Consider the following 21,050-nt stretch of genomic DNA (forward strand, 5'->3'; position numbering starts at 1 on the left):
ATGCGGTTGATCGATGCATTGATCTTCGGGCTGACGCTGGGAGGCACGTACGCGCTGGTGGCCTTGGGCCTCAATCTGCAATACGGCGTCGCGCGCATCCTCAATCTGGCCTACGGCGAGATGCTTATCGCTGCGGCGCTGGGCGCACTGGTCCTGTTCACGCGCAGCGGCGTCTCGCCGCTGGTCTCGCTGATCGTGCTGGTGCCTCTTGCGGCCTGCGCCGGCGCGCTGCTCTACCGCATTGCCTTTCTCCCGCTCGTACGGCGCGCGCGGAGCCGGGACGCGCTGGAGGGCGACAGCATCTTGTCCACCTTCGGCCTCCTGTTCGTTGTCCAGGGCGTGATGCTCGCGATGTTCGGCGGCAACTACATGAGCTACTCCTACCTGTCGGTGCCGGTCGAGGTGCTCGGCACCACCATTGCCGCCAATCGATTGCTGGCGCTTGTCGTCGCGCTGGTGCTCGGCGCTTCGCTCTTCTTGCTGCTGACGCGAACCCGCATGGGAACGGCCCTGCGCGCGGTCGCCGTCGACCCCGCGTCGGCGCCACTCGTGGCCATCGACGTGACGAAGATTGCGATGTTCGCGTTCGCGATCGGAACGGCCTTGGTGGCGGTGGCCGGCGTGCTGGTCAGCATGTTCTCCACCTTCAGCGCGACGATGGGGGTTCTTTTCACGATGAAGGCGCTGATCGTCGTCATCATGGGTGGCGTCGGCAACTTCGTTGGATGCGTGCTTGCCGCCCTCCTGCTCGGACTGAGCGAGAGTTTCGTCGCGACCTATGTGGACCCCGGCCTGACGCTGGCCGCGAACTACGCCATCTTCCTTCTCGTGCTGGTGTTTCGTCCTTCCGGCCTGTTCGGGAGGACCGGCCGATGAAATCCAGGTCCACGGTCTTCCTGATTGCGTCGCTCGTCGCCTTCATCGTCTTGGCGTTCGCGCCGGCGACAGGCAACGACTACACGACGTCCTTGCTCATCAACCTGCTGCTCTATGCAAATCTGGCCACGGCATGGGGCATCTTCTGCGGGACCACGAGGTTCATCTCGCTGGCGACGGTCGCATTCTTCGGCGTGGGCTGCTACAGCGTTGCCATGCTCGCGGAAGTGCTGCCCTGGCCGCTTGTCCTGGTCGTCTCCGCTCTGCTGGGAGGTGCGCTTGCACTGCTGATCGGCCTGTGCACGCTGCGGCTTTCCGGGATGTACTTCGTCGTGTTCAGCTTCGGGATTGCAGAACTCATTCGCCAGCTCGTCACCTGGTACGAATCGAAATTCGTCGGCTCCGTTGGACGCTACGTCTTCCTCGAGACCAGCCCTGCGCAGATCTATTGGCAGTTGCTGATCCTGTTGGCACTGCTGTGGACACTGGGAGCTTGGCTCTCGAAGTCGCGCCTGGGCTTTGCATTGCGGCTCATCGGCGAGGACGAATCGGCCGCCCGCAGTTGCGGCATCAATACGGTCGGCGTGCGCCTTGCGGTGCTGACGGGCACGGCCATGTTCATGTCGGTCGCCGGGGCGATCGTCGCCCCGCGATGGACCTACATCGAGCCGTCGATCGCCTTCAACTCCTTGGTGTCGTTTCAGGTCGTCGTGATGGCGCTGCTGGGAGGCGTTGCGGCGTTCTACGGCCCGGTCCTGGGGGTGGTGCCTCTGGTGCTGGCTTTCGAAGTCTTGACCAAGTATTTTCCGGACCACTTCAGCATCGTGCTGGGCGCGATCTTCCTGGTGATCGTCTATCTGCTCCCCCGAGGGCTTCTGGGCATCGGCGAGAAGCTCTGGAGGAAAGTCAAGTGAGCAAGCCGCTTCTGGATGTGCGGGATCTTTCGCGTCGCTTCGGCGGCCTGAAGGCCGTCGAAGGCCTCTCGCTCGAAGTCGGCCAGGGAGAGATCGTCGGCCTCCTGGGCCCCAACGGTTCCGGCAAGACCACCGCGCTCAACCTGATCAGCGGCGCACTCCGTCCCGACCGGGGCTCGGTGAAGCTCGACGGGCTCGAGACAGCCGGGGCACCCAACTTCAAGGTGGCTCGCCTCGGCATCTCTCGGACCTATCAGCTGGTGCGTCTTTTCAAGACGATGACCGTGCTGGAGAACACGGTGGCCGGCATGTCGTTCACCCACGCTCACCTGTTCGGCCGCGAAGCCGTCGCCCCCGCGATGGAGTTGCTCGATCTCGTCGGATTGTCGGCTCGCGCATCCCATCGCGCCGAGGACCTGACCTACATCGACCAGAAGCGGCTTGAGCTCGCGCGCTGCCTCGCGAGTCGCCCGAGGGTCCTGCTGCTCGACGAATGGCTGGCGGGACTCAATCCGACAGAGCTTCTCCAGGCCATCGAGCTGGTGCGTTCGCTCAAGCACGAAGGCGTGTCGATCCTGATGGTGGAGCATGTGCTGGAAGCCGTGAGATCGCTGTGCGACTACTGCGTCGTGATGAATGCGGGGCAGCGGATTGCCCGCGGCACGGCCGCCTCGGTCCTGGCGGACCCCGAGGTGGTGCGAGCCTACTTGGGAGACGAGGATGCTTGAGGTCAAGGCACTGAGTGCGCACTACGGAAAGCACAGGGCGCTGGCTGATGTCGCGATCAATGTGGAGGCGGGACAGGTGGTCAGCGTCCTGGGGGCGAACGGTGCTGGAAAGTCCACCCTGCTCAGGTGCATCGCCGGGCTGATGCCGACAGACGGTGCGAGCTTGGTTCTGAACGGCAAGCCGCTGGGCGGGCTGAAGGCAGACCAGCGCGTCGAAGCCGGCATCGCGCTCGTGCCGGAGGGGCGCGGCATCTTCGGAGACCTGACGGTCAGGGAGAACATTTCCCTGGGCGCCTACCCGCGACGTGCACGCGCCGGCGAGCAGCGCAACCTCGCGCGCGTCCTCGAGCTGTTCCCGAGGCTTCGCGAACGCATGACCCAAAGCGTGCGGACAATGAGCGGCGGCGAGCAGCAGATGGTCGCGATCGGCCGTGCCCTGATGTCCAGCCCGGATGTCCTGCTCCTCGACGAGCCGTCGCTGGGCCTGTCGCCGCTGATGGTGTCCGAGCTGTTCAAATCCTTGGAGCGTGTGCGCGACGACAAGGTTTCGATTCTGCTGGTCGAGCAGAACGCCAGGCGCAGCCTCGCACTTTCCAGTCGAGGCTACTTGCTGGAACAAGGCCGCATCGTCGGCGAGGACGACGCGCAGCGGCTGCTTGCGAGCGAAACCGTCCAGCGCGCCTATCTCGGGGGCTGATCGGCAATCCGGCGCGGCAGCCGCGCCGCAGACGTGGTTGTCAGGCCGCGAGACTGCCACCCGCTGGCCGCCCCCCGCCAGCCAGGGCCCGAGGACGACTCCATCCTCTTGCACCCACGCCACACCACGAACGCTCGTTCGGGTGAGGAAAGTGCGCTCCCGCGCATGGCGCCTCGGGAGCAGGCATCAGGTTCCAGCGACAGACGGTGCGAACGCGGCCGGCCTGCCCAGGCTGCCGCGGCGCCTCTGTCAGCGCTCGCGGGTGCCTTCCGATGATGATGTTCCGGGGCAGGAGATCGCTTGCCGGTTTCTCAATCCAGCCGCAGACCGGTCCGCTGCGCGACGCCTTCCCACTTTGCGGAGTCCTCGTGGCTTCGCTGGCGGGCCTGCTGCGGCGTGCTAGCTTCGACGCGCAAGTCCATGTCGGCAAGACGCGCCTTCATCGACGGGGCGAGCAGCACGAGGCGCACGTCGTGCTGGATCTTGTCGACCACTGCGGCCGGCAGTCCGGCAGGAGCCATCAGGGTCTCGAAGAAGGTCGCGTCGAACCCTGGATGCCCACTCTCGGCCACGGTCGGCACGCCCGTCAGGACCACCGAGCGCTCCTTGCCGGACACGGCGATCGCACGCAGTCGGCCGCTCTGAACGTAAGGCAGCACGACGGACGAGACGATGAAGCCGCAGTCGACATGACCGGCGATCACATCCTGTGCAGCCGGCCCCGGCCCTTTGTAGGGAACATGCGTGAGCTTCGTGCCCAGGGTCGACAGCAACAGTTCCATGGTCATGTGGCTCGGCGTTCCCGCCCCGCCCGATGCATACAGCTTGGTGGAAGGGAGTCGAGAAAAGGCCTCCAACGAGGCGATGCCAGCGCCTGGATTGCAAACCAGCATCTGGTTGAAGCTGGCGAAATAGGTCACCGGCTGCAGCGAGCTCCGTGGGTCGAAGCTCAGCTTCTTGTACAGGTGCGGGTTGATCGTGAGTACGGTATCAGGCCCCACGAGCAATGTGTGGCCGTCCTTGGCCTGGGCGACCTCGCCAGCAGCGAGATTACCCCCTGCCCCCGGCTTGTTTTCAACCACGACGGCTTGCCCCCAGGCCGACTGCAGCGCGGGTTGAATCAGGCGAGCAATGACATCGCCTGGCGTTCCCGGCGGAAACGCAACCACCATGCGAACCGGCTTGCTCGGCCACGTTTGCGCGAAGACCGGCGATGCGGCCAGGGTCAGGGTGAAAAGTGCCGCCGCGAATCGCACGAAAAAGCCTCGAACTTCTGTCATGAATGTCTCCTGGTGGTTTTCTTGCCATGCATCGGATATCGGGTGTCAGGCGCCGGAGCCTCTGCCGGTCACGCGGGACAATACGTCCCGCGCCCCGTCGGCCGTGGATCCACGCCATGCGACGATCTGGTCGGGACGGATGAGCACAAGCGGGGCCTCATACAGCTCGCGCAGCAACGCGTACGGCAGCCGCACGACCCGCAGATCCACGGACGCATCGTGGGCCGCCTGCTCGAATCCGGCGGTGGATGGCACGTCGGGCCCGAGAGCCAGCAAGGTCCACTCCACATGGAACAGGTCGAACAGCGAGCGCCCGTCATCCAGCCAGGCATGCGGCGGCCGGCCGCCGGGGCTGGCCGTGTGCACATAGGCATTGGGCTCATCAGGCGGCGCTGATGTGCCGTCGCCGAAGATGATGGGCGAGCCGTCGTAGCGACCGCCGAACGTCACGCCGGGGATGTCGAACTCGAGGCGAGCATGCTCGTCGAGGCGCTGCGCGGCGAGGTCGCGTTCCGCGGCACCACGTTCGGAGTCTTCTTCCAGCTCAGGCCTCGCGACGAAAAGTCCCACTGAATCCGCGAAGCGCCGTGCAAAACTGGTGTTGCGTTCAGCGATCCGTTTGCGCTCGAATTCGTAGCTCCCCAGAAGGGCCTCGGGCGCCTGGGCGCGAAGAACACTCGCCAGCTTCCATGCGAGGTTCACCGCATCTTCAACCGCCGTGTTGTAGCCCAGCCCCCCGGTAGGCGTGAACAAATGCGCGGCATCACCCGCAATGAAGACGCGCCCCTGTCGGAAACGCTGCGCCACCAACGCATGGCCGGCCAGCCATGTCCCCTTCGAAAGAACCTCCACCGGCAGCTCGGCGCCTACGGCCTCCGCGAAGACGCGGCGCGCGTCCTCGTCGGTCCAGTTCTCTGCGTCTTCTCCGGGCTTCACCGCTGCGTGAAACGCGTACTCCGCGACGCCGTCCACCGAAGCCATGAACGCACGGCGGCCATGGTTGACGGCGACATACATCCATGCCCTGGGGTGCGCCAACGCCGACACGAAGCCAGGCGCGCGCAGGTAGGCCGCGAACATCTTGCCCCCCATGAATTCGCGCTGAATGCCGGTGACCCCTTCCCATTCGATGCCCAGCTCGCGCCGGACCAGGCTGCGCGCACCATCGGCACCGACGAGGTATCTGGCACTCACCTTCTGTGCAGGGCCATCGTCGGTAGGTCGCACGGTGGCGTCGATCGACCGGCCGTTGTCGTGGAAACGCTCCAGCGCCCAGCCATACCGCATGTCGACCGACGGCCAGGCTTGCGCGTGACGGCGCAATGTCTGCTCGACGAACTTCTGCGACACGCGATGCGGCAGTTCTGCGGCGCTCCATGAACCCGTCTTCGATCTGACCCCGACGATCGCCTCCGCGGCCGTCGGCAAGGTCAGACGTGCCAGCTCATGCCGCATGTAGCGAGTGAAGTAGGCAATGTCCGTTGGATGGTTCGGCGGCAAGCCTTGGGCACGGACTTCGTGGGCAAATCCCAAACGCCGAAAGTGCTCCATCGTGCGGGCCTGGGTGGCGTTCGCCTGGGGATTGAAGGCAGTGCTCGGCTTGGCATCCACCAGCAAGCAACGGATGCCACGCCGGCCAAGTTCATTGGCCAGCATCAAACCACAGGGGCCGCCGCCGGAGATCAGCACGTCTGTCACGTGCACTGGCTGGCTGGCGCAGGAGGGGTCGGCAATCATCGGCTATCTTGCTCACTGGAAGTTCAGATTCAATATTGCTTAGGTTACCTAAGCAATTAGCCGTCACCATTAGGGGAAGTACCATGACCAACTCCGCCCTGCCGCGGGCCTACCGCTGGCGACACCACAACCCGGGCCGCGTGCTTGACAACGCGCTGCGCCGTTTCGAAGACCGCGTCATGGAACTCATGCATGAAGCGGGGCAATCGCAAACCCGGCGCTCTCACGTGAACCTGACGCGCCATCTGGACCTCGAGGGCACGCGCATCACCGAACTCGCCCGACGCGCGGCCATGACCAATGCCGCGATGACGGAATTGATCGACCAGTGCGAAACGCTGGGACTGGTCGAACGCGTGCCGGATCCAGCCGACGGGCGTGCCCGCGTCGTGCGCTTCACCCGCGCGGGATTGGTGTGGCTGGACGCGTTCGGGCGCGCCATCGTGCATGCCCAGCGCGAGATGACCCAAGAGGTCGGCGCACCGGCCATGAACATCCTTCTCGACGACATCGCGCGCTATGCGGCGGCGGATGGCGCAAATGGTGCGTGAGCAGCCCCAGGGCCGGCCTTGGCGCAGCACTCGTCGCGCGCTCCGCCCCGCCCGATCCCGCATCGGCCGCGGGCCACTGGATCGGTGCGTCCGCGAGGCCGATGCGGCCGATTCCGTCGAGGCAGGCCTGGCCATGCACCCCACCGCCCTCTGGAAGTCATGGCGACAAGCCCATGACCCCGGGGCGTCGTCACGACATCGCCTGGGACCTGTCGCCCGCAGCGCTCGAGCTGACCGTTCCGGTCATCGCCGACCCGGTTCGCCTGGGGTGCGCAGACGACGAGCTGCGAGCACATGCTGCCGGCGTTCAATGCTCGCGATTCCGCAACAGCTTGCTCGGCCCCATCCTCGGATGAGGTGACCCTCAGGAGCGCTCGTTCGCCGGTCCTGCGCAGCGACCTCTCCGAAAGCGGCGCCCGGACAACGCCCCGGATGCGCATCCTTCAGCAGCAAGGTCCCCATGCCCATCGCGAGGTTGCGGCCCGAGACTCGGGACAGTGCGCACCGCCGCACACGCCATCGAACACCGTGGACGCCAGTCGCGCGGATCGTCGACCCGTTCACTTCCAGGCCACGTGCCTGTTCAATGGGCAAGGATCTTCGAAAGAAACTGCTCGGCCCGTTCGCTGCGTTCCTTCGGCTTGCCGAAGAAATCGGCAGCGGAGACGTCCTCGACGATCGCACCATGGTCCATGAAGACGACACGGTTGGCCACTTTTCGGGCAAACCCCATCTCATGGGTCACCACCATCATGGTCATGCCTTCTCTCGCCAACTCGATCATGACGTCCAGGACTTCGTTGACCATCTCGGGGTCCAGCGCGGAAGTCGGCTCGTCGAAGAGCATCGCCAGAGGATCCATCGCCAGCGCACGTGCAATGGCGACGCGCTGTTGTTGCCCGCCGGACAGCTGCCCTGGGTACTTGTCGAGATGCGCCCTCAGACCGACGCGGTCCAGCATGAGGCCCGCCTTGTACTGCGACAGCTCGCGCGTTCGTCCCAGCACCTTCGTCTGGGCAAGGCAGATGTTCTCGACCACCGACAGGTGCGGGAAGAGTTCAAAGTGCTGAAAGACCATGCCGACCTTGGATCTGATGCGCGGCAGATTCAGGGCCTTGTTCTTCAGGTCGGTCACGCATTCGCCACCGAACCGAATGCTGCCTTTCTGAATGGCTTCGAGGCCATTGACCGTTTTGATCAACGTGGATTTCCCGGATCCCGAAGGACCGCACACCACCACGACATCCCCCTTGTCGAGTTCGAGCGAGCAGTTGTTCAGGACCTGGAAGCTTCCGTACCACTTGGAGACATTCTCAATTTCAATCATCGACATACCGTTTCCTCGTTCAGAAGCTCGCGTACCTGAGATGCAATCGTCTCGTCAGCTTTGACAGCGCGTAGCAAACGACGAAATAGACGATGGCGACGAACACATACATCGTGGTGATCGCACCATCGCGCTGCGCGAGCTTCGATGCGGCGCCCAGAAAATCAGTCGCCGAGATCACGTAGACGAGCGAGGTATCCTGGAAGAGATTGACGATCTGGGTCAGGAGCACGGGCAGAACGCGCCTGAACGCTTGCGGCAGGATGATGAAACGCATGGATTGGCCATACCCGAGCCCCATCGCCTGTGCCGCATGAATCTGGCCTCGAGGGATGCCCTGGATCCCGGAGCGAATGATCTCGGAGAAATAGGCAGCCTCGAAGATGGAGAACGTCACGAAGGCCGTGACATTCGCACCGATGGACACGGGCCGCTCCTCGCCGGTGACGACTTGCAGCACCAGCGGTCCGACGAAGAACACCCAGAAGATGACCAGCACCAACGGCGTCGAGCGCATGAAGTCCACATAGACGGCCGCCGACCTGGAGAGGACCTTCGAGGACGAGAGACGCGCAAGCGCCAGCAGGCAGCCGAGAAAGATTCCCATGGTCGAAGCGACGACGGTCAGCAGGAGCGTGTACTGGAGGCCGGACCAAAGGTACGGCAGCCCGCGCAGAAGCGCTTCGGTATTGAAGTAGTCCATTCGGCGCCCTATGCCTTGAAAGTGATGTATCCAGGTACGGCGACGCGGCCTTCGACGTAGCGCATGACCCTGTTCGCCATCATCGAGACCCCGATGTAGAGGATCGTCAGGATGGCGTAGACCTCGAAGAAGCGGAAGTTGGTCTCGGCCACCTCCTTGACGCTGCGAAACATGAGTTCGGCATAGCCGATCGTGAGCGCCACGGTGGAGTTCTTGATGAGGCTCATCGTGTCGCTGGTCAAAGACGGAATGCAGATTCGCAATGCCATGGGAAGCAAGACGTAGCGATAGACCTGAGTTCCGCGCAGGCCCAGGGCTTCGCCGGCCGCGCGCTGGCCTCGGGGCATCGCCAGAATGGCCGCCCGAATCTGCTCCGATACCCGCGCAGCGGTGAACAGGCCAAGGGCCAGGACGGCCGAGATGAACTGGTACGTCGAGTAGTCGACGCCCTTGAGGGCGGGGATCCAGCTGGGCACGACGAAGAACCACAGGAACATCTGAACGATCAATGGGATGTTCCGGAAAAACTCTGCGAAGGCATCCCCCAATTTGGCGAGCGTCTTTGTCTTGCTGGTTCTGACCGCGCCGATCGTGATACCCAGCCCCATGGCGATGATCCATGCGGTGATGGACAACTTCAAAGTGTTGCCCAGGCCCGTGCCGATCATTTTCCAAATGAGGTCGCCGGAACTGGGGTCAGGCTCGAACAGGAAATTCCAGTTTAGGTCTAGCATCATTCGGTCCTCTTCTTTGCTTCGGCGAAGAAGACCGGGTCTTCTTCGCCTCTCTTCTCTTTAGATTCCGCTGTCGTTGGGCTTGGCAAAGGCTTCCTTGAGTTCCTTCGAGATCGGGAAGTTCAGGTTGATGTTCTTCGGGGGAATCGGCTGCAGGAACCACTTGGCGTAGATCTTTTCGATCTCGCCCGACTTGATGAGGCCGACGATGGTGTCGTCCACGACCTTCTTGAACGCCGGGTCGTCCTTGCGGAACATCAAGGCATTGGGCTCCGAGCGCAGCGTGTCGTCCAGAATCCGGAACGCCTTGGCGTCTCCGGTATTGGCCGCCATGGATGCCAGCAACACGTCATCGAAGACGAACGCTTCCGCGCGCTTGGTCTGGAACAGCAGGAACGACTCGGCGACGTCCTTGCCGTAGACGCGCTCGAAGTTCACCTGGTTCTCGGTCGCGAACTTCTGCAGCATCGGAATTGCCGTCATTCCGGTGATCAGGGCGATCGGCTTGCCGTTGAGCGACTTCAGGCTGGTATAGGGCGAGTCCGCACGCACGATCGCGCGGATGTTGGAGACGAAGTGCGTGACCGAGAACGCAACGAGCTTCTGGCGCTCGACCAGATTGCTGGTGGATGCGCATTCGAGATCCATGGTGCCGTTCGTCACCAGCGCGATCCGGTTCGAGGAGTTGGCCGGCTGGTACTCGACCTTGAGGTTGGGGATCGCCAGCTGGACCTTGATCGCTTCGACGATCTTCTTGCAGATGTCGACCGCATAGCCGACAGGCTGCTGCTTGTCATCGAGGTAGGCCATCGGAATCGAAGACTCGCGAACGCCAAGCGTGATCGACCCGGTGTCCTTGATCTTCTTCAAGGTGCCCGTCAATGCTTGCGCGGATGCCGAACAGGCGATGGCCAGGGAGCAGGCCAGGACCAGAAAGGAGGAGCGTGTTTTCATGTCTATCCTAGGATTGAGTGGGGGTGCTCGGTGGAAGAAGAGTGGCGCCTGGCGCCAACTCACCTGGGGGAGGTCTGCGGTCACGGCTGTTGTCGGCCCCCTTCGCTGCCCGATCGAACAAGACACGGGCGGTGCGCGGTCATGGATTGCAGGATGCGATGGCCGCATCGATCGAATCGGCCAGCCGATCCACGATCATGGTCAGCTCGCTCTCGGTGGCAATGAACGGCGGCGCAAGCATGACGTGATCGCCGACTTTCCCGTCCACGGTCCCGCCGGCCGGGTAGCAGGCCAGACCACGCGCCATCGCCTCCTTCTTGATGCGTGCGTTCAAGGAAAGCTTGGGATCGAAAGGCGTCTTCTCTTGCCGGTCCTTGACGAGCTCAACGCCCATGAAGAACCCTCGCCCTCGCACATCGCCGACGAAGTCATGGTTGTCGAACCTCGCGGCCAACAGGTCCGCGAAGAACTTTCCGCGGGATCGCACCTGGCCAAGCAGGCCCTCGCGCTGAATGACCTGCTGGACAGCGAGGGCTGCGGCACAGGCGGTCGCATGGCCGAGGTAGGTATGCCCGTGGTGGAAGAAACCGGAACCCTTGCCGATTGCGTCGACGACCCGCCGGCCTGCCAGGACGGCACCAATGGGTTGATACCCGCCCCCCAAGCCCTTCGCGATCGTCTGAATATCGGGCACGACGCCGCCTTCCTGCTCCCAGGCGTGCAGCGTGCCGGTGCGCCCCATGCCGCACATGACCTCGTCGAGTATCAGCAAGACGCCGTACTTGTCGCACACCTGACGCACGCTGGCGAGATATCCGGGAACAGGCGCGATGACGCCGGAGGTCGCGCCGCCCACGGTCTCGGCCACGAATGCGATCACCGAGTCGGGCGCTTCGGCAAGGATGGCGTCCTCCAGCTCCTTGGCCAGTCGTTGCCCGTACTGGACTTCGCTCTCGGCCGGCTGCTTCTCACGGTACGCATAGCAAGGCGAAACGTGGGTGACATCGATCAGCAAGGGCTCGAACTGGGCGCGCCGCCATTTGTTGCCACCGACCGCCAGCGCACCGAGGGTGTTGCCGTGGTAGCTCTGCCGACGCGCGATGAAGCGCTTGCGTTGCGGCTGGCCGATTTCGATGAAGTACTGGCGAGCCATCTTCAGTGCGGCCTCGACCGCTTCGGATCCGCCACTGACGAAATAGACGTGACTGAAGTCCGCAGCAGGCGGAGTGGCGCGGATGAGCTGGTGCGCCAGCTCTTCCGCCACTTCAGTGCTGAAGAACGCGGTGTGGGCATAGGCAAGCTTGTCGACCTGCGCATGGATCGCCGCAATCACGTCCGGGTGCCCATGCCCGAGACACGACACCGCGGCCCCTCCGGACGCATCGATGTATTCCTTCCCCGATGCATCGCGAATGTAGATGCCCTTCCCGCTGACCGCGGTCGGATACTGGTGATGGAGGTGGCGGTGAAAGATATGAGTTGCGCTGTCCATTGAACGTCTTCCTGTTGCGATGCCGCGTTGTCGCTTGCAGTGCGGCGCGTGACTGCTTCCTTGCCTTCGACGCACACCTGGATCGTGTGGCAGCCGATCGGCAGCGATGTGAACTACGAAGCTCGGTTGCCCCTTGCGACCGCCAGGCATGCGCCCGCTCGCCGGGGCATCTCTGATTGACGCGCTCCTCTGCTCATCGGCACGGGCGAGCGGGTCTAGCGAGCAAATTGAACAACCGTTGCATTTTCTTTGATGGTAGATCACATGTTTAATCAAGGCAATATTCGGACCAAGTGTTTTATCTGGGTGTAAACCCTTGCCAGCTCGGGCTGGACGGGCCATCCTCCAGCGGCATCAGCCGGATGAAGCAGGTGATGAGTGGTATCGTTGGCTCCTTTGGCGGGACGACATTGGTGCAGCCACTCACCCGATTTGGAACATTTGCTCAATTTTTTGCGCCGTCATGGGGCGCAGGGACCGGGACTGCACCTCCGTCGTCGGCGCCGTGACCGGGCTCATAGAAATGAACAAAGAAGAACTTGAGGCGCTGATCGAGGACCGCTTCTCCGCCATGCCCCCCAAGATCAAGGCGGCTGCTCGCTACGTGCTCGATTCGCCCAAGGAGATCGCGCTGCAATCCATGCGCTCGGTCGCGGGCAACGCCGGCCTGCAACCGGCCTCGATGCTGCGACTTGCGCGGGAACTGGGATTCGACAACTACGAGGCCTTCAAGGCCGTCTACATCGACTGGCTGACCCGCCAGGATTCGGGTCTCGTCAGCCGCACCATCCAGTTGCGAAACCGATCGAGGAACGAAGGCACGGGGAAGTCCCTGGCGGATTTCCTGCACACGGAGCTGGTCAACCTCGACAAGACACTGGCCTCAGAGAACCAGCGGTCCTGGATCAGAGCGCAGCAAGCGCTTTCCAAGGCAACGAACGTCTATATCCTTGGTGTTCGCAGTTTGTTCTCTGCGGCCTACTACTTCCACTACGTCCTGTCGTCCTTCCGAAAGGGTGTGACCCTGGTGCACGGCACGGGCGGAACAGTTGCAGACGAGTTGCGCCGCATCGACAAGAACGACGTCTTCGTTTGCTTCACGTCGTCGCCATACACGGTCATCAGCGTGCAGGCGACCACGCTCGCGATCGAGCGCGGCGCGACACTGATCGCCATCTCGGACAGCACGGTTTCACCCGTTGCCTCGAAGGCAACCATCACGATACTGGCCCCCAACGGCAATCTTGCGGTGTTTCCCTCGGTGGTACCACACATGGCGGTTGCGCACACCCTTGCGCAGTTGATGGTCAGCAGCGGCGGCGAGGACACGCTCACGGAGGTGACCAACAGCGAGGCGCAGCTGCGGCAGTTCGGGGTCTACGTGCGCCAGTAGGGCACGGCCACGCGGGCCGCGCTCGCGCATGTTGAGGTTGACAGCCAGGGCGGTTCGATTCGTGCAACAGGTACACGGTGAATCGCCCTGGACCGCCTCGAGGCTGTCCTGCCGGGCTATCGCAGCGCAGCCGCGATCACGATCTCGATGCCGGTCTTTGGATTGGCCATCGATGCCTGGACCGTCGCGCGAGACGGGCAGTGCCCTTTGGGGATCCAAAGGTCCCAGACGGAGTTCATTTCGGCAATCTGGTTGATGTCCTTCAGGAAGATCTGACAGGACAAGATGCGGCTCTTGTCGCTGCCGGCCTTCTCCAGCAGATCGTCGATCGTTGCAAGAACCTCGGCGGTTTGTTCCTTGATCCCCTCGTCAATGGTCTTGCGTGGCACCTGCCCCGCGAGGTATGCGACGTTGTTGAAGATGGAAACGTCGGACAGGCGAACGCCGACGTTGATACGGGAAATGTCAGTCATAGAAGTTCAGTCAGGTTGAAGATGACGCGCGACACGCGCGCGGGGACACTGCGGTGCCACTTGGCACGCAGAATGCTTCGCAAGCGAAGCAAGTTCAGGAACCGCTTTTCAGCAAATGCTTCTGGCGAGCCAGCGCGTCCAGAACCGCCGCGCGACTTCTTTCGATGCCCTCGCGCGTTTCCTTGGCCGCTCCGACTCCGTCGCCGTGCAGCAGCATCTCGATCATCAGTTGATGTCCGGTCTTCCAGGACTTGGACCGCTGGGCAACACTGACGCTCAGGTACAGCACTCGCAGCGACTCCTCGTGCAGTTGCGCGAGGATGTTGCACAGACGTGCGTTTCCGCACGCCTTGGCGATGCCGACGTGGAACGCGGCATTGGCCAGCAGGAATTCGCGCTTTGCATTGGCGTCATCCAAGTCGTAGGCGCGCGCGCAGGCGCCGTCGAGCGCCAGCAGGTACGAGCGCGAAACGTTCCCTGCCGCCAGTCGAGCGGTCTCGGGTTCGATCAAGGCCCGTGCATCGTAGATTTCGTTGACGTCGCTGATCTTCAATGGCGTCACCACATGACTGCGCCGCGGAAGACTCTGCAACCAGCCGGCCTCTTTCAGCCTGGACAACGCGCTGCGCACAGGCGCCTTCGAGATGCCGTACGCGGTCGACACCGAACTCTCGGACACTTCCGCCCCCGGCAGGAGCTCGCAGGTGATGATTCTTCGCTTGATGTCTTCGAACAGTCTCTCCTGCAACGGCAGGGATTCATCGGCAATGTCGAGTGTGGGTAGCATGTTCTTTTCCAATCAGCTCTCAGAGGTAGCGTTGCGGGGAGAACGCCTTCCATTCCGGCTGCGTATCCTCTCCAAGGACAATGCCCTTGACCACGCGTGCGGTGAAAGAAGCGCCGGAAAGGCCGACATGGCCATGTCCAAACGCGCAAATGATCCGCGAATCGCGCGGCAACGCACCGATCACCGGCAGCGAGTCGGGCGTGCAGGGCCGGTGCCCCATCCATCGGGTCGCGCCACGCGGCTCCAGACCGCCATACATCTGCCCGGCGATGCGCTGCAGCAGTTCGAAGCGCCGCTCGTTGGGCTCGGCGTGGATCCCTGCGATCTCGGCGGTCCCGGCGATTCGCAGACCTCCGTCCATCGGCGTCGCGAGCGTCTTCATTTCCGTCCACATGACGTTCCTGGACGGACGCTTGGCTGTGCCGTAGGGTAACTGGACGTGGTAGCCGCGGTGGCTCTCCAATGGAACGGCGCAGCCGAGCGGTCGCAGAAGCTCGTTGGACCAGACGCCGCCGGCAAGAATGACCGACGCTGCAGTCAGCGACTCCCCCAGACCATGAACGCGGACCCCGCCGGCCACCGGCTCCACCCCCTTGACGCTGCCGGAGACGAACCGGGCGCCCGCTTCGATGCAAGCCTGGACCAGCATCTGGACGAGGCGCTGGGGGTTGGCGCAATGGCCGTGGGTCGGCAAGTAGACGCCGTGCTTGAATCTCGCGTCCAGCCCGGGCTCGCGGTCGCGAATGCCATGGCTGTCGAGCACTTCCTGCGCGAGACCCAGTTCACGCCGGGCCTTGATGGCTCCTTGCTCCTTCGCGAAACCGGCGTCCGTGTCGAACACGTACAACTGGCCCACACGGTGGATGAGTGCCTCGGCCCCGGCAAACTTGAACAGCGGCTGATAGTCTTCGAACACCCCCCGCATCATGGTGCGCATGCCCTGTGCGGCCGCTGCGGAGCGGGCGGGCGAACCCTCGCGGAGGAAACGCAGGAGCCAGGGAGCCGCCTTTGGCAGATACTTCCAGTCGACCACCAATGGGCCGTCCGGGTCGGTGAGCCAACCCGGAATCTGCCTGTACATGTCCGGTGTTGCCAGCGGAAAGCTGATCGTCGGACTGAGTCCCCCGGCGTTGCCGAAGGAGCATGCATCGCCGGGTGCGAGCCGGTCGACGATGACGACTTTCTTGCCGGCCATCACCAGGCGGGCAGCACACGAGGCCCCCACGATCCCGGCGCCGATCACCACGATTTCTTCGTTCATTTCGACTCCGGAACTCACACGAACCGCCGACGGGCGAGCGCTGCACGGGTGAAGTACACGATGGCCATGACAAGCAGCACGCCGGCAAACAGCAGCACCGACACAGCGGCCAGCGATGGGCTCACCTTGAGCAAGGCGTCGTCCCACATCTGCTTGGGCAACGTCGTGAACAGGCCACCGCTGACGAAGAGCGACAAGGTCAAGTCATCAAAGGAAGTGGCAAACGCGAAGATCAGCGCCGAAGCGATGCCCGGCATGATGATGGGCAGGGTCACCCGGGACAGACGCGCGCCCGTTCTCGCCCCCAGAATGCTGGCAGCGGCATCGAGTCGCCGGTCGTAGGACTTGAGGGTCGCCGTCACGGTAATGACCACATACGGAAGGGCCAGCGCAGCATGGCCGACAGCCAGCGCGAAGGATGAGCCCACCAGGTTCATTCGCGAAAGCACGTAGAACAAGCCGAGGGCGATGATGATGCGCGGCAGGATCACCGGCGCCAGCACCAGACCGAGCATCAAGGAGCGGGCCGGTACGCGCTGATGCGCAAAAGCGAAGGCCGCGGGGATGCCGATCAGGCTGGCAATCAGTGCGGCCACGATGCCGACGCCCAAGGATCTCCATGTCGCCGCAGCCCACACCGGCGAGTTGAAGACGTCCTCGTACCACTTCGTCGTAAAACCCTTGGGCGGCCAGTCGATGAACGAGCTCGTGGTGAACGACTCGGGGATCAGCAGCAGCACCGGGGCAATCGCCAGGAAGAGGATCAGCAGTGCAGTCAACGGGACACCCTTGCCTTCATCCTGCCGGCGCACTGGAAGCAGCTTCAACATGGCGTCGGTTGCGCGGCCAAGCCGCCAACAGAGGGCATCCTTCAAGTCCCGGATCCTGCTGAGTTTGCCGCCCTGCGATTTCGCCGCCTCACCCGCCAGGCTCGAGAGCCCGACCAACTTGTCATAGAGCCAGTAGATGACAAGGGTCGCCGCCAGGGTGACCAGAGAAAGAGCCGCAGCCAGCCCCCAGTCCATCATTTCCTGGACTTGCTGAATGATGATCTGGGCGATCATTGTTTGCTTGGGCGACCCGAGAAGAGCGGGCGTGATGAAGAAACCCAGCGCAGATACGAATGTCGTCAACCAGGCCGCGGTGCACCCGGCGGCGCACAAGGGGAGGTAGACCACGAAGAACGACACCCCCGGTCGCGCGCCCAATGTCGCCGCCGCAGGAACCAGTCGACGGTCCATCGACTCGATGACCGGCAACATGGTCAGGATCGCGAGCGGGAGCAGCACATGGACCAGGCCGACGATGACGCTCAGGTTCGTGTAGAGCAGTTCGAGCGGTTGCGATGTCACGCCCAGCGACAGGAGGACACTGTTGGCCAGGCCGTTGCGTCCCAGGACCACGATCCAGGCTATCGTCCGGACCAGGAAACTGGTCCAGAAGGGCAGCAGCACGGCAATCATCAGGAGTTGGCGCCAGCCTCCGCTCGTGCGTGCCAGTGCGACTGCGACGGGGAAGGCCGCCAGGACGCCGATCGAGGCAGCTGCAGCCGAAAGAAAGGCGCTGTGGCCGATCACTTGCGAGTAAACGGGCGCGTTCACCAGGCGCGCAAACGACGAGTACGAGAAACCGGAAGGCCCGTTCAACGACGCGAACATCAGCAGTGCGACGGGCACGAACACGGTCGCGAGCAGAAAGACCATCGCGGGCGACAGCAAGGCGACACCGGTCCACCGCGGGCTGCTTACGCCGGTCGCACTCACGATGCTTCTCCGAAGACGAGACTGTCCTCTTCGGCAAACGAGACGCGCACATCGCCCTGCGGCCGCGCACCACTGCGCGCCGTGAGGCGGGTGGCCACGATTTCGACACCTGTCCTGGCGCGCATGACCGTTCGCGCGAGAGCGCCTCCGATGACATGAGACGTCACTTGCGCGTCGATCACGTTGCCGAGCGCCACCCACGGTCCTTCCGAAACCTTCAGCGCCTCGGGCCGCACCATCAGTCTGCAGCGCGCGCCCACGCATGCGTCGTTCATCAAACGTCCGCGGAGGACAGTGTCTGCATGACGCACGAGCGCAGACTCGCCTTCGACGGACTCGATCACTCCCTCCAATGTGTTGGACTCGCCCAGAAAGCCGGCGGCGAACACGGATCGGGGGGAGAAATACAGCTCTGCCGGCGCCGCAACCTGTTCGATTCGCGCCTCGTTCATCAGGCAGATCCTGTCCGACATCGTCATCGCCTCTTCCTGATCGTGCGTGACATAGAGCACGGTGATGCCGAGGGCCTGCTGGAGCTGCCGAATCTCGAGTTGCATGTGCGTCCGCAACGACTTGTCCAGCGCTGCCAGCGGTTCGTCCATCAGCACGACGGAGGGTCGGTGCACGATGGAGCGCGCCAGCGCCACCCGTTGCTGCTGGCCGCCCGACAGCTCTCCCGGAAAGCGATTGCGCAGGGAGGGAAGCTTGATCTGTTCAAGAACTTCGTTCACGGCTTTGCGGATGCTCTCCTTGGACGCGCCTTTCATCTTCAAGGGAAAGGCAATGTTCTCGCCCACGGTCATGTGCGGAAACAGGGCGTAGCTCTGGAACATCATTCCGACGTCGCGCTCGTACGGCTGCTGCCTGGTGGCAGCACGCCCATCGATCCAGATATCGCCTGCGGTGGGTGTGACCAGGCCGGCAATCATCATGAGCAGGGTTGTCTTGCCCGAACCCGATGGGCCGAGGAGCGTCACGAACTCGCCAGTTTGAATGTCGAGGTTCGACTCTCGAAGGGCGAAGGTGTCCCCGTAGCGCTTCGAGATCCCGGCGACACGCAGCTTGGCTGCGTCGGCGCGCGCGACTTGTGGCGCCGGCACACTGTGCACATGGCGCGGGGCGAGGGAGTGAACTTGAGCGATGACAGACATGACGGAGGTTCTCAGCTCAGCAGCCAGGTGTTGAAGCGTTCGTTGACGGCATCCTTGTTGGATGCCCAGTAGCGCCCATCGAGCTGTACCGAATTGACCAGATTGGCGGGCAAGGCGGGAAGCGTTTGCGCGCGCGCGGGATCGATGTGCCTGTAGGCCTCCGGGTTCGACGGTCCGTATGCGAGGTACTTGGTGTAGGCCGCCTGGCGCTTGGCATCGCAAGTGAACTTAATGAACTCCCGACAGGCACTGGCTTTGGGCGTGCCCTTCAGGATGGCAAATCCTTCGTAGCTCCAAAGCCCTTCGTTCCAGATGATCTTCACGGGTCCACCCTCGTCGATGACCGTCTGCGCGCGGGCATTCCAGGTCGGGCACATGTCGATCTCCCCACTCTTGAGCAGCTGCGAGGTCTGTGCGCCACCGGTCCACCACACCTGGATGTCCTTCTTGATGGCGTCCAGTTTTGAGAATGCCCTGTCCAGGTCCAGCGGGTAGAGGGCGTTGCCCTTGACACCCGAAGCGAGCAGGGCCTGCTCCAACGTGTCAGCCGGGTTACGCCGCATGGCGCGGCGGCCCGGGAAGTCCTTGACGTTGAAGAAGTCTGCCCATGAGCTGGGCATCTTGCGGTCCTTGAACTTGTCGGTGCGAACTGCGAGCACCGTCTGAAGCACCAGCGTGGCGATCAGATACTGCGAACGAAATCTTTCAGGGATCTCCGGCGCGCTCACATTGACGTCTTCGAGATAGACGCCTGTCTTGGTGTCGGTGAGAACGTCGGCCGATTGGCGATTCAGGAGCGCCATGTCCCACGCGTAGTTCTTGGCATCGACCATGGCTTTGATCTGAGCGGTCGGATCCGCCTGCGCGACGATCGGGACGACTTCGATCCCGGTGGCCGCCTTGAACGGTTGATAGAAGGCTTCGCGGAAGCCATCGGCGTAGGGGCCTCCTGGATCCCGCACGACGATTCGCTTGTCCTGGGCATGCGCCGGTGTCCAGATGGCTGGGAACGCCAGCGTCGCCAGACCAACGGTGCCCGCGCCTTTCAAGAGGCCGCGCCTTGACGTCGATGCAACAGAAAACTTGGTCATTACTGCTCCAAAAGTGGGTGTGGTGGCTTGCCGGCGCAATTAACATGCCAGATATTCAACTGACATGTCAGAAGAGAGTATCTTCGATTTCTCGCTCGGGGATATTGGGGAAAGCTCGTAGAAGCGCGCGGTTCCGGCCTGGTCGTCGATGCCTCACGAGGGTCGGCATGCACCAATCCGAAGCCCGCCGCCCCCTCCTGGACCGCACGTGCGCTGTGTACAGTCAAGCGCTCCTGTTTGATCGAGTACGGTTCCCATGACCACGCATCCCTCTTCGCCGCAGCCCCAGATTGCGTCGAACCTGCTCACGCTCGCCGAGTCGTTCCACTCCATCTCGGAGTTCTGTGTGCGTGTCGGTGTGAACCGCCAGCAGTTCAACAAGTACCTCGCCGGAAAGCATGTGCCTTCCCAAAGGATCCTCGTCAGGATTGCGAAATACTTTCACATGGACGCGAGTGATCTCGCGTTGCCGGCCGATGCATTCAGGCGGTTCTACGAAGGTTTGGACGAGGCGGCATCGGATCTGGTCAAGCTCTCGGGTGTCTCGGAACTCCTGCGGATCGCGCAAGCCGCGGGCGCCGAGCTTCAGGCCTTCCATGGCCTGTATTTCCGCTACCACCAGTCGGCCATCTACAAGGGGAAAGTCTTGCGCTCGGTCACGCGGATGTTCGAGAGGGACGGTTTGACGCAGTACGTCACGGTCGAGCGCTTCCCCGAGCTCGATGGCGGTGCACGGACCGCTTTCTCGTTTGTCTACAGAGGCTTTTGCACGCTGATGGGCGACCGGATCTTCATGGTCGATTTCGAGAGCAAGCAGAGGAATGAACTCACCTTCACGGTGCTCACGCCACAGCACCGAACGCCGGTGCGATTCTTGTTCGGCGTCGTCACCGGGGTGGCTGCGACTTCCTATCGGCAGCCTTTCTCGGCCCGGGTCGCTCTTGCGCGCGAAGCGGATTCACCTCTGCGCCGGCAGCATCTGCGACTCGCAACGGTGCTCGACATGGAAGCATCCGCCATTCCACCGGAGGTGCGCCGCTACCTCGGCGGGCCGGCCGGACAGCCACTGATCGGCGGCGAAGGCTGACCGCCCAGCAGGTGACGCACTTTGAAGCAGGCCGTGCGTCAACCTGCGTCA

General features: G+C 63.1%; 20 protein-coding genes. 7 read left to right on the forward strand and 13 right to left on the reverse strand.

Annotation, left to right across the window (positions count from 1 at the left end; genetic code table 11):
- The 4 genes from ABL840_RS20475 to ABL840_RS20490 are packed head-to-tail and all read left to right on the forward strand — an operon-like array spanning position 1 to position 3,215.
- Entirely contained in the window at positions 1-876 is an 876-nt protein-coding gene (locus ABL840_RS20475; protein WP_093307768.1) for a branched-chain amino acid ABC transporter permease, read from the forward strand.
- Positions 873-1,790, forward strand: a complete 918-nt coding sequence (locus ABL840_RS20480) for a branched-chain amino acid ABC transporter permease (protein WP_418115949.1) — start codon at positions 873-875, stop codon at positions 1,788-1,790. Before ABL840_RS20475 ends, ABL840_RS20480 begins: the two co-directional genes overlap by 4 nt.
- Positions 1,787-2,518 carry an ABC transporter ATP-binding protein gene (locus ABL840_RS20485; RefSeq protein WP_418115950.1) on the forward strand — a complete coding sequence of 244 codons (732 nt, stop codon included), beginning with the start codon at positions 1,787-1,789 and terminating at the stop codon, positions 2,516-2,518. Before ABL840_RS20480 ends, ABL840_RS20485 begins: the two co-directional genes overlap by 4 nt.
- A complete protein-coding gene (locus ABL840_RS20490; RefSeq protein WP_093307772.1) occupies positions 2,511-3,215 on the forward strand; it encodes an ABC transporter ATP-binding protein in 705 nt (234 codons plus the stop codon). The genes ABL840_RS20485 and ABL840_RS20490 overlap by 8 nt, the downstream gene beginning before the upstream one ends.
- Positions 3,216-3,526: 311 nt before the next feature.
- Here the strand turns inward: ABL840_RS20490 and ABL840_RS20495 are convergent, their stop codons facing one another.
- Together ABL840_RS20495 and ABL840_RS20500 are read right to left on the reverse strand one after the other, a co-directional pair.
- Complete coding sequence (locus tag ABL840_RS20495) at positions 3,527-4,495, reverse strand: Bug family tripartite tricarboxylate transporter substrate binding protein (protein WP_093307774.1); 969 nt, start codon at positions 4,493-4,495, stop codon at positions 3,527-3,529.
- 45 nt (positions 4,496-4,540) lie between these two features.
- A complete protein-coding gene (locus ABL840_RS20500) occupies positions 4,541-6,232 on the reverse strand; it encodes an FAD-dependent oxidoreductase (RefSeq protein ID WP_093307776.1) in 1,692 nt (563 codons plus the stop codon).
- An 83-nt stretch (positions 6,233-6,315) separates the two neighbouring features.
- Between ABL840_RS20500 and ABL840_RS20505 the strand changes: the two genes are divergently transcribed.
- Complete coding sequence (locus ABL840_RS20505; protein WP_093307777.1) at positions 6,316-6,783, forward strand: MarR family winged helix-turn-helix transcriptional regulator; 468 nt, start codon at positions 6,316-6,318, stop codon at positions 6,781-6,783.
- A gap of 583 nt (positions 6,784-7,366) precedes the next feature.
- On the opposite strand, the gene ABL840_RS20510 is transcribed toward ABL840_RS20505, so the two are convergent.
- From ABL840_RS20510 to ABL840_RS20530, 5 genes are read right to left on the reverse strand one after another with little or no spacing between them, the layout of a single operon-like run.
- Positions 7,367-8,110 (reverse strand): amino acid ABC transporter ATP-binding protein, encoded by a 744-nt coding sequence (locus ABL840_RS20510; RefSeq protein ID WP_093307816.1) that lies wholly within the window; start codon positions 8,108-8,110, stop codon positions 7,367-7,369.
- Between the two features lie 19 nt (positions 8,111-8,129).
- The gene (locus ABL840_RS20515) at positions 8,130-8,813 is read right to left on the reverse strand and encodes an amino acid ABC transporter permease (RefSeq protein WP_093307781.1); all 684 of its coding nucleotides are present in this window, start codon (positions 8,811-8,813) and stop codon (positions 8,130-8,132) included.
- Between the two features lie 8 nt (positions 8,814-8,821).
- Positions 8,822-9,550, reverse strand: coding sequence for an amino acid ABC transporter permease (locus ABL840_RS20520; protein ID WP_093307783.1), 729 nt, complete (start codon positions 9,548-9,550; stop codon positions 8,822-8,824).
- A gap of 57 nt (positions 9,551-9,607) precedes the next feature.
- Complete coding sequence (locus ABL840_RS20525) at positions 9,608-10,585, reverse strand: amino acid ABC transporter substrate-binding protein (RefSeq protein ID WP_418115951.1); 978 nt, start codon at positions 10,583-10,585, stop codon at positions 9,608-9,610.
- A gap of 55 nt (positions 10,586-10,640) precedes the next feature.
- Positions 10,641-11,993 (reverse strand): aspartate aminotransferase family protein, encoded by a 1,353-nt coding sequence (locus ABL840_RS20530; RefSeq protein ID WP_093307787.1) that lies wholly within the window; start codon positions 11,991-11,993, stop codon positions 10,641-10,643.
- A 523-nt stretch (positions 11,994-12,516) separates the two neighbouring features.
- Here ABL840_RS20530 and ABL840_RS20535 point away from each other — a divergent pair.
- Positions 12,517-13,386: a MurR/RpiR family transcriptional regulator gene (locus ABL840_RS20535; protein ID WP_093307789.1), complete on the forward strand. Its 870-nt coding sequence runs from the start codon at positions 12,517-12,519 to the stop codon at positions 13,384-13,386.
- 116 nt (positions 13,387-13,502) lie between these two features.
- Here ABL840_RS20535 and ABL840_RS20540 read toward each other — a convergent pair whose 3' ends face one another.
- From ABL840_RS20540 to ABL840_RS20565, 6 genes are all read right to left on the reverse strand, one after another.
- Entirely contained in the window at positions 13,503-13,859 is a 357-nt protein-coding gene (locus tag ABL840_RS20540; RefSeq protein ID WP_093307791.1) for a RidA family protein, read from the reverse strand.
- A gap of 94 nt (positions 13,860-13,953) precedes the next feature.
- Positions 13,954-14,646 (reverse strand): GntR family transcriptional regulator, encoded by a 693-nt coding sequence (locus ABL840_RS20545; protein ID WP_143043041.1) that lies wholly within the window; start codon positions 14,644-14,646, stop codon positions 13,954-13,956.
- A 19-nt stretch (positions 14,647-14,665) separates the two neighbouring features.
- Complete coding sequence (locus tag ABL840_RS20550; protein WP_093307794.1) at positions 14,666-15,907, reverse strand: NAD(P)/FAD-dependent oxidoreductase; 1,242 nt, start codon at positions 15,905-15,907, stop codon at positions 14,666-14,668.
- Between the two features lie 14 nt (positions 15,908-15,921).
- Complete coding sequence (locus ABL840_RS20555; RefSeq protein WP_093307796.1) at positions 15,922-17,670, reverse strand: ABC transporter permease subunit; 1,749 nt, start codon at positions 17,668-17,670, stop codon at positions 15,922-15,924.
- Positions 17,667-18,821, reverse strand: coding sequence for an ABC transporter ATP-binding protein (locus ABL840_RS20560; protein ID WP_093307798.1), 1,155 nt, complete (start codon positions 18,819-18,821; stop codon positions 17,667-17,669). The genes ABL840_RS20555 and ABL840_RS20560 overlap by 4 nt, the downstream gene beginning before the upstream one ends.
- An 11-nt stretch (positions 18,822-18,832) precedes the next feature.
- Positions 18,833-19,912, reverse strand: a complete 1,080-nt coding sequence (locus tag ABL840_RS20565) for an ABC transporter substrate-binding protein (RefSeq protein WP_093307799.1) — start codon at positions 19,910-19,912, stop codon at positions 18,833-18,835.
- Between the two features lie 256 nt (positions 19,913-20,168).
- On the opposite strand from ABL840_RS20565, the gene ABL840_RS20570 reads away from it, so the two are divergent.
- A complete protein-coding gene (locus tag ABL840_RS20570; RefSeq protein WP_093307801.1) occupies positions 20,169-20,999 on the forward strand; it encodes a helix-turn-helix domain-containing protein in 831 nt (276 codons plus the stop codon).
- Positions 21,000-21,050: the final 51 nt, after the last annotated feature.

It is taken from the genome of Variovorax sp. NFACC27, assembly GCF_048301545.1.
GTDB lineage: Bacteria > Pseudomonadota > Gammaproteobacteria > Burkholderiales > Burkholderiaceae_C > Variovorax > Variovorax gossypii.